The 14,762-nt window shown below is 34.0% G+C and carries 12 protein-coding genes and 1 pseudogene; 12 read left to right on the top strand and 1 reads right to left on the bottom strand.

Annotated features, from left to right (window positions below; translation table 11 throughout):
* The first annotated feature begins 97 nt into the window (after nt 1-97).
* The 9 genes from V1498_RS12495 to V1498_RS12455 all read left to right on the top strand — a co-directional run bounded on the left by V1498_RS12495 (nt 98) and on the right by V1498_RS12455 (nt 10,630).
* Entirely contained in the window at nt 98-1,540 is a 1,443-nt protein-coding gene (locus tag V1498_RS12495; protein WP_409294052.1) for an ATP-binding protein, read from the top strand.
* A gap of 11 nt (nt 1,541-1,551) precedes the next feature.
* Nucleotides 1,552-4,272 carry a Z1 domain-containing protein gene (locus tag V1498_RS12490; RefSeq protein ID WP_409294051.1) on the top strand — a complete coding sequence of 907 codons (2,721 nt, stop codon included), beginning with the start codon at nt 1,552-1,554 and terminating at the stop codon, nt 4,270-4,272.
* Nucleotides 4,241-5,200, top strand: coding sequence for a PD-(D/E)XK motif protein (locus tag V1498_RS12485; protein WP_409294050.1), 960 nt, complete (start codon nt 4,241-4,243; stop codon nt 5,198-5,200). The genes V1498_RS12490 and V1498_RS12485 overlap by 32 nt, the downstream gene beginning before the upstream one ends.
* Before the next feature lie 21 nt (nt 5,201-5,221).
* Nucleotides 5,222-7,321, top strand: a complete 2,100-nt coding sequence (locus V1498_RS12480) for an AIPR family protein (RefSeq protein WP_409294049.1) — start codon at nt 5,222-5,224, stop codon at nt 7,319-7,321.
* Nucleotides 7,322-7,568: 247 nt separating this feature from the next.
* On the top strand, nt 7,569-7,733 hold the full coding sequence (locus tag V1498_RS12475) for a hypothetical protein (RefSeq protein ID WP_409294048.1): 165 nt from the start codon (nt 7,569-7,571) through the stop codon (nt 7,731-7,733).
* Nucleotides 7,734-7,910, top strand: coding sequence for an SIS domain-containing protein (locus tag V1498_RS12470; protein WP_409299270.1), 177 nt, complete (start codon nt 7,734-7,736; stop codon nt 7,908-7,910).
* 166 nt (nt 7,911-8,076) lie between these two features.
* Nucleotides 8,077-8,412 carry a hypothetical protein gene (locus V1498_RS12465; protein ID WP_409294047.1) on the top strand — a complete coding sequence of 112 codons (336 nt, stop codon included), beginning with the start codon at nt 8,077-8,079 and terminating at the stop codon, nt 8,410-8,412.
* A 176-nt stretch (nt 8,413-8,588) separates the two neighbouring features.
* Entirely contained in the window at nt 8,589-8,765 is a 177-nt protein-coding gene (locus tag V1498_RS12460) for an SE1832 family protein (RefSeq protein ID WP_409294046.1), read from the top strand.
* A 1,211-nt stretch (nt 8,766-9,976) separates the two neighbouring features.
* Complete coding sequence (locus V1498_RS12455; protein WP_409294045.1) at nt 9,977-10,630, top strand: DUF3427 domain-containing protein; 654 nt, start codon at nt 9,977-9,979, stop codon at nt 10,628-10,630.
* Between the two features lie 25 nt (nt 10,631-10,655).
* On the opposite strand, the gene V1498_RS12450 is transcribed toward V1498_RS12455, so the two are convergent.
* Nucleotides 10,656-11,051, bottom strand: a complete 396-nt coding sequence (locus V1498_RS12450; protein ID WP_409294044.1) for a (deoxy)nucleoside triphosphate pyrophosphohydrolase — start codon at nt 11,049-11,051, stop codon at nt 10,656-10,658.
* 91 nt (nt 11,052-11,142) lie between these two features.
* Between V1498_RS12450 and V1498_RS12445 the strand changes: the two genes are divergently transcribed.
* From V1498_RS12445 to V1498_RS12435, 3 genes and pseudogenes are all read left to right on the top strand, one after another.
* Nucleotides 11,143-11,403, top strand: a complete 261-nt coding sequence (locus tag V1498_RS12445; protein ID WP_409294043.1) for a hypothetical protein — start codon at nt 11,143-11,145, stop codon at nt 11,401-11,403.
* An 803-nt stretch (nt 11,404-12,206) separates the two neighbouring features.
* A pseudogene (locus tag V1498_RS12440) lies at nt 12,207-12,842 on the top strand (DUF3387 domain-containing protein); the annotation flags it as partial.
* A 12-nt stretch (nt 12,843-12,854) separates the two neighbouring features.
* Entirely contained in the window at nt 12,855-14,648 is a 1,794-nt protein-coding gene (locus V1498_RS12435; RefSeq protein WP_409294042.1) for a GmrSD restriction endonuclease domain-containing protein, read from the top strand.
* The last annotated feature ends 114 nt before the right edge of the window (nt 14,649-14,762 follow it).

The raw sequence follows: 14,762 nt of genomic DNA, 5'->3' as shown, positions 1-14,762 counted from the left end.
TAACTGAATCTTGAAAAAATTGATTCAGTTAACCGTAAATGAAAGTGCAATTTATTAATTTTTGAAATAATTTATGCAAGGTCAAAGGAGATCAGTTATGGATATAAACATCCCGCCGTATGCACCAGTATTGATGGAAGCTACCCGTGCTATTGGTTATTCAATTGAAACTGCGATTGCCGATATAATCGATAATAGTGTTGCGGCAAAAGCAAGTAGGGTAGATATAAATTTTTTTCCAATAAATAATCCTTATATTTCAATATTAGATAATGGAATTGGAATGACAAAGAGTGTATTAATAGAGGCAATGCGCTATGGAAGTAGTAATCCGTTAAAAGAAAGAGAATCTAATGATTTAGGACGATTTGGTTTAGGGTTGAAAACAGCATCTATGTCTCAATGTAGAAAACTAACTGTAATAACTAAGAAAGAAAATCAAATAATAGGAGCTCAATGGGATTTAGATTATGTCACTAAGACTGGCAAATGGTCGCTAAAACTATTAAAAGAAAAAGATTTAAATAATTTACCTGAATTTCATCAACTTTGTGAGTATAATTCTGGCACTTTAGTTATATGGCAGGAACTGGATCGAATGAAAATGGGCGAAATAAATTTTGATACAAGTATGGGAAGATATATGGATAAAGTCCGTGAACACTTATCTCTAGTTTTCCATAGGTATATTAAAGGGGAGCCTGGATTATCAAGCGTCGAGATGAATATAAATGGTAGTTCAGTGAAAGCTATTGACCCTTTTTTAACAGAAAAAAGTACAAGAATGATGGATGATGAAATAATAAATATTGATGGTCAAAAAATATTAGTTCGGCCTTTTATATTACCCCATCTGTCTCAGTTAAACCTAGATGAGATAAATCAACTAGGTGGAAAAGAGGGTATTAGAAAACAACAAGGATTCTATGTTTATCGGAATAAAAGACTTCTTGTGTGGGGGACCTGGTTTAGGATGATGCGCCAAGGGGATCTTACCAAATTAGCTAGAGTTCAAATAGATATTCCTAACTCTTTAGATCCACTATGGACTCTTGATATAAAAAAGTCCATGGCAGTACCACCTGAAATTGTAAAAAGAAATGTAGCATCAATTATAGAAAAGTTAGGACAAAATAGTAAACGAACATGGACATATAGAGGGAAAAAAGAGACCGATGACTTAAGAGTACATATTTGGAAACGTCTTCGTACTAGACAAGGAGGTATTGTATATGAAATAAATCGTGATCACCCTCTTCTTAAGGCCCTGAGTACCACGAATTTTTCAGAAATAAGATTGGTTGAAAATTTACTAAAATCAATTGAGCAAAGTTTACCTTTGAATCAATTATATGTAGATTTGACAAGTGATGAACAAATAGTTAACGAGAATGAAATTTCAAAATTAGAGCTTATGGGGTTACTAAGACAATTAATTTCGGGGTGTAAGAGTGAAGATGAGAAGGATGAAATGTTAAGAAGGTTATCTGTTACGGAGCCATTTGATCAACACCCGGAATTGTTTACACAGATTAATTAGGAGGCTTTTTAATGTTAAGTCAAAATGCAATTTTGCTAGAACGTTTCATCACGGTGGCGTTGAATACTAAATTTCCTTTAAATCCTCCAAGTGAAGAAGAGTTTTTAAACGAAGCTAATTTGCTTCGTATGGCAATGCCGATTTCTGATGAAGAGTTCAGTCAAGTTAAAAAGAATTTAAAGGCTGCTTTAATGATTACAATGGATGTCGGAGTGTATGTTTATGATGAAAATAGTGACCACCAATCATGGCTTCCGAGCAGAAGAGCTGAACTCGATTTTTATTATTGGAATCGTTATAGGCGATTTTTAGAGGATGTAAAAGGTTGGAATACCCGTGTTACCTCCAATCTAGACCAAGTGTCAACTGAAATTATGGATTTGCTTGGGGATCCACAAAATAATAATCCATGGCAGCGCAGGGGACTGGTGTTGGGTGACGTTCAGTCCGGAAAAACAGCGAATTATACTGCTATCTGTAATAAAGCTGCGGATACAGGATATAAAGTAATAATTGTTCTAGCGGGTATGATGGAAAATTTACGAATGCAGACTCAAGAACGCTTAGATAAAGAATTCGCTGGAAGGCTAAGCAAAAATTTATTAAGGCTTAAAGGAAACCAAGAAGTAAGGAATATATTTGACGGAGTAGGAAAAATAGACGCTACTAAGAGGATTTCAGCCTTTACAAGTGTAATTTCAGATTTTAGTTCCACAGTTTTAAATAGCAATGACTTAACATTAAGAAACATAACGGAACCTGCTTTATTTGTGGTAAAGAAAAACAAATCCGTTCTAAGAAACTTAGAAAACTGGCTTATTTCTAACAATGCAGATAATAACGGTATGATTGATTTGCCTCTATTATTAATTGATGATGAAGCAGATAATGCGTCAGTGAATACTAAAAAAGAGGATCAGGACCCAACCGCAATTAATGCAGGTATTCGCTCAATATTGAGTAAATTTTATCGAGCATCGTATGTTGGTATTACTGCAACGCCGTTCGCTAATATATTTATAAATCCAGAAACTGATAATGATATGGTTGGGGATGACTTATTTCCAAGAGATTTTATTTATGTTTTATCTCCTCCTACTAATTATATTGGTGCAGATGGTATATTTGGAGATCCGCCAAAATATAAAGATTGCTTAGTAGAAATTGATTCAGAGGAAATTGATAGTTTCTTTCCATTTAAGCACAAGAAAGATCTTGTGGTAGATGATTTACCAGAAAATTTATATGAATCTTTAGGTTATTTTCTGCTAGTAAATGCTATAAGAGATTCTCGGGGCGATGTAACTGATCATCGTTCTATGTTAATTAATGTTAGTCGCTTTACAGACGTACAGGTAGAAATAAAAAATCAAATTATAACATGGCTTAACCAAGTACAGTCAGATGCTAGAAATTATTGTGCGTTGAGCGTGGAGAAAGCAATGGAAATTAGATCCTTAAGGTTTTTAAAGCAGGTTTGGGATAAGCATGAGTTAACAAGCAAAACAGGCATCACCTGGATCAGGTTACAGCAAAAATATTTATATAAAGCTATAGCTCCTATTGAAGCACGAGCAGTCAATCAAAAAACAGGAGCAGCCAGTCTAGATTATTACGCGCATAAAGAAAAAGGCTTTCGTGTGATAGCTATAGGAGGAATAAGTCTTTCCAGAGGTCTTACCCTAGAAGGATTATGTGTAAGCTATTTCTACCGCAATTCCCAAATGTACGATACATTATTACAAATGGGTAGATGGTTTGGTTATCGTCCAAATTACGATGATCTATTCAAAATTTGGATGGCAAAGGATGCAATTGATTGGTATGGATTTATTACAGAAGCTTCAAATGAACTAAAAAGAGAAATAAGTAAAATGAATCGATTAAAGTTAACGCCTAGAGATTTCGGATTAAAGGTAAGGCAGGATCCAAGTTCCCTTATTGTTACTGCCCGGAATAAAATGCGGTCTGGCACTCGTGTCAGCAGACCTATTCAGGTGACAGGAAAATTGCTTGAGACACCTCGCCTAAAGTCTAAACCGGATGTGTTGGAATCAAATGAACGTGCTTTCAAGAAGTTTATTGCTAATCTGGATTCAGCAGGTGTCAAAAAAGAAATAGAGCAAAATGGTCAAATGTGGTCAGGTATTAATAAAAACCTAATTGTAGATTTATTGCTTAGTTTTGATACACATCCATGGCATTTAGCTTTTCAGAGTAGAGCTCTTGCTGAATTTATTGACAAAAATGGACAATTCTCTAAATGGGATGTTTTCATACCTAATGGCTTAGGCAAAGCTTACGATATTGAAGGGAAAAATGGAATTATTACTGTTAATATGGAGAAAAGGATTATTACAGAATCTGATGGAATGATTAAAGTGTCAGGTACAAAGGTTCGAGTTGGCTCCGGTGGATCCACTAAAGCCGGGTTAAAAAAAGAGGAAATCAAATTAGCTGAAAAAGCATTTAAAAAAGCTAATCCTGGAAAAAATAATATTCCTGATAGTGCCTATTTAACAATAAACCGACAACCTATATTAATGATGCATATAATTGAAAGTCAACAGGGAGAAAACCATAATCCAAAAATTCCTGACGTCCTATTTGCACTTGGTATTGGTTTACCCGGTGATGGAGAGGTCCAAACAGCTAATTATGTTGTTAACCAAATAGAACTTCGTAACTGGATGGATCCAGATGATGAAGAGGATGATGATGATGCATACTAATGAATCTCTTTTAGAAAAATGGAATACCCTCAATATATATACTAATGGTTATATGAGAATTGATGCAGCACATCCTCTAGAGTGGAATATTGGCTACGAAAATATGAATCAAAAATCTCTATTACTTATTACTAATTATGAACCGGTTACCAATTTTTTTTCATCAAAATCGATAATAGTTTCTAAAGGGAAACGTTCGGATAGTACATGGGCTATCTCTTTTCGTCTGATAAGAGTCGAACAGGAAGATGTCTATATTCGTCTATGTTTAGACCTAATAGAATCTTCAAGAAATCAGAGGAATAACATGTATGGGCTCGAGTATGTTCTAAACCGTTATAGTCAATGGGCTAAATTAATGGAGGTCCAGCCTTCAGGTCTCCTTAGTGTCGCAATGCAAAAGGGATTACTGGGAGAAATTCTTTTTTTACACCAAGTAATTTTAAATGGTATGCCAGCATTAGAAGCTGTTAGCGGCTGGCAAGGAATTGAAGGTGCAGATCAGGATTTTTTGTATTCTTATGGATGGCACGAGGTAAAGACAGTAAGTATAGGTGCTAAGACAGTTACAATTTCTTCTCTAGAACAACTTGATATAAATTCCCCAGGTGAATTAATATTGTTTTATCTGGATAAAACTGTAGTTCATGATCCTGTAGGATTTACTTTAAATGGAAAAGTAAACGAACTAAGGGAAAGTATGAAAAGGAGTATTTCTGCTCTGGCATTATTAAATGAAAAACTAATTAGTTTTGGCTATATAGATTTGCCTGAGTATGAGAAGCATTATTATCGCTTTGATGGCTTTAAAAAGTTCCGAGTCGATGAGCAATTCCCTAGGTTAGTAAAGGATAATGTAGCTGTCCAAGTAGTTGCAGTAAAGTATCAACTAAGTATACAAGCTATAGAACCGTGGAAGGTTTCATAAACTGGAACTGGGAGGATTATTATGGAAGTAAGGGAATTTAGAAAAGGATTATTAGAAGATGTACGATCGACAGCTGCAGTATACGGTGAGGGTTCGAGTGCTGCTTTCGCTAGCATAATAGCTGATAACTTAATTTCTACAGAAGTACTACCAGACTTTGAACATGCATTTTATCTTGGAACTGGACGCAGGAACCGTAAGTTGCGTATTGATGGATACGCACTGGATGAATTTGATTATACCTTAAATCTAATTATTACTGACTATAATGGAAATGAAGAAGAAAAAACGTTAACTCGTACAGAAGCAGAGCAGATGTTTGAGTGGCCAATCCGTTTTATTGATGAGACTTTCCATAACAATTTAAGAAGTAAATTAGAGATTAGTACAGCAGCAGCTGATTTAACAGATTTGTTAATCAATCAAAATCAAAGGATACGAAAGTATCGTATATTGCTTTTTACCGATAGATTCATGAGCGGTCGTATAGATAATTTTGCTATAAAAAAAATTGAGGAGAAACCGATTGAGTGCCAAATATGGGATGTAGAACGTCTATACAGAGTGTTTTTAGCCCAATCCGGAAGAGAAAGTATAGAAATAGACTTTACTGAACATTCTACCAATGGTATACCTTGCTTAGAAACGAACAAGTTTGAAACTAATGAATATCGTTGTTACTTAGGTGTTATTCCTGGTGAAATACTAGCTGATGTATATGATTTATACGGAGCACAGTTATTAGAAGGTAATGTTCGTTCTTTTTTGAGTACCAAAGTAGCTGTAAATAAAAAAATTAGGCAGACAATATTAACTGAACCAAAAATGTTTTTTGCATTTAATAATGGAGTTTCTGCAACTGCTTCTAAAGTAGAAATAGCGGAAAAACCTGAAGGGAAATTTATAACAAAAGTAAAAGATTTTCAAATAATTAACGGTGGTCAGACTACAGCTTCACTTTCTAATGCAAGACATAGAGATAAAGCCGACTTAAGCAATATTACTTTGCAAATGAAATTGACAGAGATAAATGTGGATCAAAATGAAACACAGGACTTGCTTCAAAAAATATCTCGTTCATCTAACAGTCAAAATAAAGTTAGTGACGCTGACTTCTTTTCGACACACCCTTTTCATATCAGGATGGAACAAATTTCACGAAGGTTATTTGCACCGGCTGTTGGGGGAGCTCAGCATGATACCCATTGGTTTTATGAAAGAGCTAGGGGACAATATTTACAATCGCAAATGAAAATGTCGAAATCTGAAAAGAATAGATTCTTAATACAAAACCCTAAGAATCAATTATTATCTAAGACTGATTTTGCAAAGGCACGTAATTCCTGGCGTGGGCTTCCTCATCTTGTAAGTAAGGGAGCTCAAAGAAACTTTATAGAATTTGCTCAGTGGGTAGACGAAAACTGGTCGGTATCTGAGGAGAATTTTAATGAGCGGTATTTCCAAGAATCAGTGGCTTTGTACATATTGTTTAAGCACACTGAACAACTTGTTACACAGCAGCCATGGTATGAACAGGGATATCGGGCTAATATTGTAACTTACTCTATTGCTTTATTAGCAAAATTAATAAAAAGTCAGTATCCCAAACACACATTAGATTTACAAAGTATATGGAACAAACAACAAGTTCCAGAATCAGTTACGAATCAACTGAAAATTATAACTAAAGAAGTTTTAAGTTCTATTACAGATCCATCTCGTGGCACAATAAATGTAACTCAATGGTGTAAACAAGAAGCTTGTTGGAATCAGATAAAGGGATTAAATATTAAGTTAGACAAAAACATAGAAAAAGTTTTAATTGATGTTGGAGAAGTAAAGGATAATCTTAAACAAGCTCGAAACGATCAAAAAATGCTCAGTGGGATAGAAGCCCAGACAGAAGTTATAAACAAGGGTGCGAAATATTGGAATAGCTTACAGCAATTTGTTGCTATTAAAAGAATAGCTACACCATCAGAAGTTGACTCTCTAAAAATAGCATGTAAATTACCATTAAGGATTCCTAATCCCATTCACTCTCAACAATTACTTGTTTTAGTAAATAAAGCAGAAGCTGAGGGATGGAAAGAAAAAATAACAAGTGAAGTAAATGGATGATAGGATTAAGCTAAACTAGAGAAAAAAGAGAGTAACAATCTGAATCTGTTACTCTCTTTTTTTGCTTGGTGGGACGCTTAAACTTCCATAAATAATTTTTGTTGAATCGAAGATCCGGCTGGCAGGCGGAATGGAAACATCCCGGGAAGAAGAGGACATCGAATAGAAGCTGTTCTCCTCTTACCGTGAAATGCTCGGTAATGTCCAGCAACTCACCGAGCCAAAGTCATTCAACGATGTTTTAGACTTGATTAATGAAGCCAAAAGGATTTTCATCTATGGCATCTGGAGCTCAGGGCTTGTAGCACAGGATCTAAACTATCGGATGAGCAGGATGGGGTTCATCTCAGAAGAGATCATTGATCCTCATCTCACGATCTTAAGAAGCACGCTGCTTCAGGAAAGGGATTAAATCCTCGCCTTCTCACGTTCAGGCCAGACAAAAGATCTGCTTCAATCCGTAAAAAAGGCAAAAGAAAAAGGAGCTAAACTCGTTTCCTTCACTGCCTATGGGGAAACTCCGTTGACCAAGCTGTCAAATGCTGTCCTTTCGACACTGCATCCATCCTTGAAACCATTGATGCGATAAAGGTGAGAGGGAAAGAATAATAAATAGACATTTTAAAACACCTTCGAAATGGTACACTTACTATAAGTGCTAAAATCGGAGGTGTTTTTGCTTGGGCAAATACGCTTGAGGAGGAAGCATAACTCCAGGGAGAATACTGTGACACTACATAATAGGAGATGTTTTTTTGGAAGAGTTAATGAAAGTCTTTACAAATAATAGTTTTATAGTCAAACAAGAAACAAGCAAAGCAGTTGAATTTGAACATGTACATACAGAAGAATTAGTCTATTTATTAACTAATAAAGAAATTACAGTGGCGTTAAACCCCGTCACCGTAGAGAACTTTTTCCTGCTGAATAATGCAGCCAAGGGGTTAACCCACAGCACAGCGTTGAAGAGATTTCCTAAGAGAATCAATACGGGGGAAACTCCTATTCCTTATGGGTATTCTTTTAAATTCCAAAGTGCTGAAGAACTATTTTGTTTTCTGAGGGAGTTTAACTTGCTTACTGTTAAATAATAGGATTAAACAATAATAGTGAGAGGAAAGAATTGATTTAGTAGGGATAAAAAAACCTGCTGGAACATGGTTATTGAAATTTCCTTATAGAAAGGAAATCTATCTTTTATATATAAGAGTCGGCAGGAATTTTGATATAATCAGGAAAACGAATACAAGAAAAAGAGGCATCCCACATGACCAAATCAGAAATCGAATACAAAATCCAAGACCTGAAATCAGACTATATCCTCCTTCAGAACGACCTGGAAAAGCTTGAATCCGTGGATGGCAATATTTCTCCCCTGGAAAGACAGCTGAGTGAGATTGAAGAGGGATTGGCCTCTTTGAACCAGCAGCTGAGGGAGCTTTAATAGAGTTACAGAAGAAAGAGATTCATTTGTAACCCAACAACAAAGCATGTGTTTAAAAAATAGATTGTAGACATACTTTTTAAACGGCCTGAATACCTTTACTTCAGAGGAATCAGGCTTTTTTTGTACCTTCTTCATGTTCAATATTTAAATAAATGGATATAAACGTATTGGAAATTTGAAAATAATTAGATAATAGGGAATAGAGTTCATCATTTGGTACAAACAGTAAAAAATATTATAACTTTGAAAGCTAACAAATCACTAGATATTAGGAACTGGAGGGGATACTATTCTTTCCTATTTTGTAATCAAGAAAATTGCTAATATCTTTTTATAATAATCGTACTTTGTTTTGTATATAGTGTTAATAAATTTTTTGAAATTCTTGAAAGAAGATTTACTCAGAAGGCTCAGGAAATCATTATAGTCAGTCTTCCATTTCTGATTAATTTCCTTTTGGTGTGGATAATAAAACTGAAGACAAAATGGACATTTACAGATATCTTATTTTTATTAGCTTGCTTTCCCCCGGTATTTTATGGATGGGATCTTTTGGATCAACCAATTCATCCAATGTCCACGTGTCACTGCAAAATTTAATACAGGAACAGGTGAGGGTATCCCTCTTATTAGTAGATTATCATTAAGTCCTTTTTCCCTTGGGTTAATTCTGTTTACTATATTAGGTTGGGTAATGGCGTTATACGCTTTTATAAGTACTTCCTTTAGAATTAGTTCTTTTTTCCAGAGGGAATTATTATGCTGCATCTATCTATAATCTAAAAACCTATATTGTTACTTTTACTTTTTTATTTCTTAACTACATTAGCTTACGAACCCTGCAGACGCTGCAGGGAATACGTTATGATTTCGGACATTCTATTAATGACTTCTTTGCTGGCTAACAGAAGCAAGTTGAAAGACATTTTACAAATTATATAAAAATCGTTGAAAAACAATCTGTTTAATTTGGCCAGAGGAGTAGTTCAATTTGAGACAATTATTTGTTCAAATTGACCTTATCTTTATAAAAATTTAAGGGCTCTAAAGGAATTATCGAGCAAGCTTCCATTAAAAAGAGTCTATGAATTTGACATCATTAAATACCTACTGAATGATAAATATTTCTTCCTCGACAATGCCATCTACGAGGTGCTTAAAGTGATAAAATATTTTGATGCTGACAGTGTACATCATGTTTGGATTGTTTGAACAAAAACTACTATGATTCAGGACAATTAAAAAGCAGACTAAAACTGTTTGAGCTAAAAGGAGAGCAATTAACAAAAACCAGGACATTTACTGAGGTTTTGGAGGAAGAGCGTTTCAGAGTATATTTTGAGGATCTTGTAAATTACGCGATGTTTAGGTATGAAAAAGAATTTAAACAGGAGTATTATGGTGTCCCACACTTAAAGCTGTATGAACAATATCTAATGGTAGACGCAGCCCTTCTTTCTAACTATCGCAAAATGCACAGTGCTTTTAGAGGTTCCGGCCTAATCACTCATGGTAACGATTTTTTCTTATACATTGATCTTCATAAAGAAGCAGACATCAAAGAAAGCATAAACTACCATGACGAATTCAAAAGCCAAAGCATTTTTCAATGGCAAACTCCAAATGCCGTCTCTCAACAAACAGATAGAGGCAAAAATATTATCTTTAACAAAGATAGAGGAATTCATCTCCACCTGTTTGTAAGGAAATATAAAAAAATTGATGGGAAAATTGAGCCGTATATTTATATTGGTAATGGAAATACCATCGAGTATGCTGGTGAAAAACCAATTACAGTTCAGTTTCAATTAGAACATGAAATTCCAATCAATTTATATAACGAATTCACTAAAAGAGTATAGACTTCTCATTTGAGAAGTCTATTGTCTAATCTTTATACACTAATTGTTCGACCGCAGGGATATCAGCTGGTGCCCATTTTAGGGAATTAAGGTTTTCTTTTTTGAGCCAGATTAGTTTGGAATGCTCAGTTGGTTGTGGCTCTCCGCTGGCAATCTTACACATAATTGATATTAGATTAATGATATAGGTTTCGTATTCGTGTGTGTTTTCGTTGAAGAGCTCTAGGTCTGTTATTTGGCAACCTAGTTCTTCGTTAATTTCTCTTTCAAGAGCAGAGTAGATATCTTCGTTTGGTTCGACTTTTCCGCCAGGGAATTCCCAAAGATTTGGGATGGACATTTGTGGAGATCTTAAAGCGCATAAGATATCTTTTTGTTCGTTTTCTATTATTGCTGCTACTACCTTGATGAATTTTTTCATTATTTTCTCCTTTATACATTCTTTCTGACTTAATAATATTATAGGAAAAATACATTTTATGTCGAATAGATAAATTAAGAAAGGAGGAATTATGAAGTACTTTATTGTATACGTCACTTTTGATGAAGATAATGTTAAGGAATTTCTTTTTAAAAGTAAATCGGGTAAATTTCTTGAAGAACAATTTAAAAGATATCCAAATGGAATTATATCTACAAATAAGTTTGGTATATCAACAATAAATGCCCTATCAGCATATTTATTAGAGATAGAATTGAAACTTTATCCTGAATACTCAAAAAAAGATTTTGCTATTTTTAATGAAAACTCTAGCTATAATATTGTTAATTAGTACCTTTTTAATAGTAGCTTCTTTAAATTGAAACTGTTGTAAAAGTTGGCTTATGACTATTGCAGTTATGTTCCTAGAAAACTAATGTTGTAACTGCATGGAAACAAGAAGAAAACGCTGGTGGAATGCCTCGGCGGGTGTAAGGGCGGTATGATGTAATTAGCGCCCTAAACCCTTGATAAACCAAGGATTTAGAGGACTTTTTATATCATATGGTAAGCTTTTCGGTAAGCTAACGCCTAAGAATATAGTTAAATGAGCATGTCTCCCATTAATTCACTGAATTGGTGGGAGGCCGCATAGAAACTTTATTATTGTTGCAGATTCGAAAACAATGAAAAATGGCAAGAGAAAACTGATGATGATGGTGAAGTTATTTCAAAGAAATAAATTCTTGAACGAAAAGGACAAAAAGAGCATAAGAGAAACGTGTTTCGCTTTTATTGTTAGACTAGGCAGAGCCTAGTGTTTCGGTGAGATCATATTTATGAAGAGTGTCACGGCCATGTGACAGTCTTTTTATTTTTAGTCACATGCTTGTGACAAATTGAAAAAATGTGTACTCATGAAAATAATAGGCTCTTCCTAGTTCCGCAGCATAGTTGGGGACAAGTTCTTCTTATGCTCTTTTTACATTATTTTAAGATACATGCTATTTATTTTCTGATAACAATGTAATGAAATTGGAAACAAGATATAATTAAGCAATAGGTAATATAAGCTAGACGCTGAAAAAGTAATGGAGGTTTTTGTGTGGCAACAGCAAATATCGGTTTTGAAGAAAGTATTTGGCAAATGGCAGACAGTTGATTTCTAAATCAGTTATTTCAGAAGAAGTCATTGATATTTATGAGTCACAAGGCATAGATAAATCAGATATTTCGATCTTGTCGGATAAATTTTTTTGAAGGTGTAAAAATCAATGCCTCACAAAAACTTAGCTGTAGAGCTCTTAAATCGATTACTAAACGGCAAAGTAAAAGCGGTGTAACGTAAAAATTTAATAAAGGCGCGCAAGTTAACTGAGATGCTGGAAGGCGCTTTAAATAAGTACAACAAGAGTGTAATTGAAAATTCCAAAGTGTTTGAGGAATTAATTGCTCTTACGAAGAAAAGGGATGCAGCATATAAAAGTGGGGAACTTGCGGGGTTCATTAAAAAAGAAGTAGCCTTTTACGATGCTCTAGCATCACATGAAACAGCAGAACAAGTATTAGGCGACGACACACTAAAACTGATCGCTCTTGAGCTCACAAAATCAATTAAAGAAAACCTGAGTATTTACTGGAGTTTTACGTGAATCCGCCTGTGCAAAAATGCGTGTAACGGTAAGAAGAATGTTAAAGAAATACGGCTATCCACCAGATTTACAAAAAGATGCAGTAGACACAGTTATTAAGGAAGTTGAATTGATGGCTCAACTTGAATTTGATTTATAAGGAGATTGAAATATGAATATCAGTCCTAAAGGTATGAGTATTTTAGAAGCGTATAACTTGTATAGAAAGGGAGAATTAATAGTTAATAGAAAATATCAAAGAAAACTAGTATGGGCACCATATGAAAAAACTATGTTAATAGACAGTATAATGAGAGGTTATCCATTACCTTTATTTTTATTCGCCAAAAATATTTCGACAAATGAGTACAAAGGTTTAGAAATTTTAGATGGAGTTCAAAGGTTGACAGCTATATTTGACTTTATAGAAAACAGAATAGCATGGGAAGAAAAAAGGTTTGATCTGAATGTTTTCCCTTCAGCTAATGAAAATAGAAAAAATGGAATTTTTAAGGTTAATCCAAATATTGAAAGTTTAGAAGTACAAGATCCTAAGGTTTCAAGTGAATTTTTAAACTATCAATTAGCAGTGACTACTTTTGAGTCTATTAGCGAAGAGAGTATGATAGATGTATTTGGTAGAATAAATTCTCAAGGTAGACAGTTAAGTTTACAGGAAAAAAGGCAAGCAGGTGTTATTAACGAATTTAGTGAAATGGTAAGAGAAATTGCTGAAATGTTAAGAGGAGATGCATCAAGAGATATTTTGTGTTTATATGATATGCCAGAGATAAGTCTTGATGATAGTCGTACGGCTAGTGGTTATAAAGTCTCTATTGAAGATATGTTTTGGTATCAAGTAGGAGTACTTGGTCGTCCACACATAAGAAATAGTGAAGACGAGGAAATAATAGCTGACTTGTTGTGTTCAATAATATTAGATCGTCCATTTGAAGTAAGCAGAGAGAACCTAGATTCATTATATGATGAAAATTCCAAGTTATATCATTCTGTAATTATAAATTTAAAAAGAATAAGTTCTGAGAAAATTAAAAGGGATTTTTTGAAAGTTTTTGAAGTAGTTCGTAGCGCACTTTCAGAGAAAATAGATGGTCAAAATTTTAGAGCAGTAGTTTCAGGTCAGACTAGAAATGCAGTAAAGTACTCTTTTTATGCAGTATTTATGGCAATGTATAGATTAATTATTAAAGAGAGAATGGTTCCAAAAGATGAAAAAGAAATAATTCATCAGTTGAAAGGCTTACAAAGTAGGTTGGTTCAAGGAAGACATTCTGTGAAGGAGGAAGATAGAAAAGACAACATTAGCGTTGTAAATGGTTTAATTCGTGATTTATTCATTTTAGATGAAAATCATAGAGTAGAGAAGTTAGGAACAGAATACGAATTTGAAACAATTCTTTCTTTGGCTAAAACTGAAACAGAGGCATTTGAATTTAAGCAGGGGTTATATTCAATTAGCCCTAAGGGAATTAGATTTAATCCAATTGTGATAGAGAAAGTATTAAAAACAGCAGTAGCAATGGCAAATAGAGCATCAAAAAATACCTCATATATTTTCATTGGAATAGCTGATAATGAGCAAGACGCGAACTGGGTTCAAGAAAATTTAAAAGAGGATTATTTAACCGTATCTCAAAAATATATTGTAGGTATAGATGGAGAAATAAATGCTGTTAGAGAAGATTTAGATAGCTATATTAGAAGGTTTGTATCAGAAGTTGATAAGCATAATGTTACAGAAGCGATAAAATCACAAGTAAAATTATTTAATATTAGACAATATAGGGGAAAACAAGTAATTGAGATTGCAATAAATACACCAGCTGACGTAAGTATGTTTGAAAATGAAATTTACATTCGGGAAGGTAGTAATACGAATAAAATCGATGCGAGTAAATCTTTGGAAAAAGTGCTTGAAGTTGGAAAAAGATTTGGTAATAAATAACCCTGGTTAAAAAGAGGTATGCTACTTAGAAATTTGTTAGTGTGTATGAGCACGTTAAAAAGGAGAACTTTTAAATAAATATAAAAAAAGTTCTGCATTTATCAAAAAATGATA

The organism is Paraperibacillus marinus, from assembly GCF_046237605.1.
GTDB classification, from domain to species: Bacteria; Bacillota; Bacilli; order Bacillales; family DSM-1321; genus Paraperibacillus; species Paraperibacillus marinus.
Note: the sequence above shows the minus strand (reverse complement) of the source record. Positions and strands in the feature narration are given on the sequence as shown.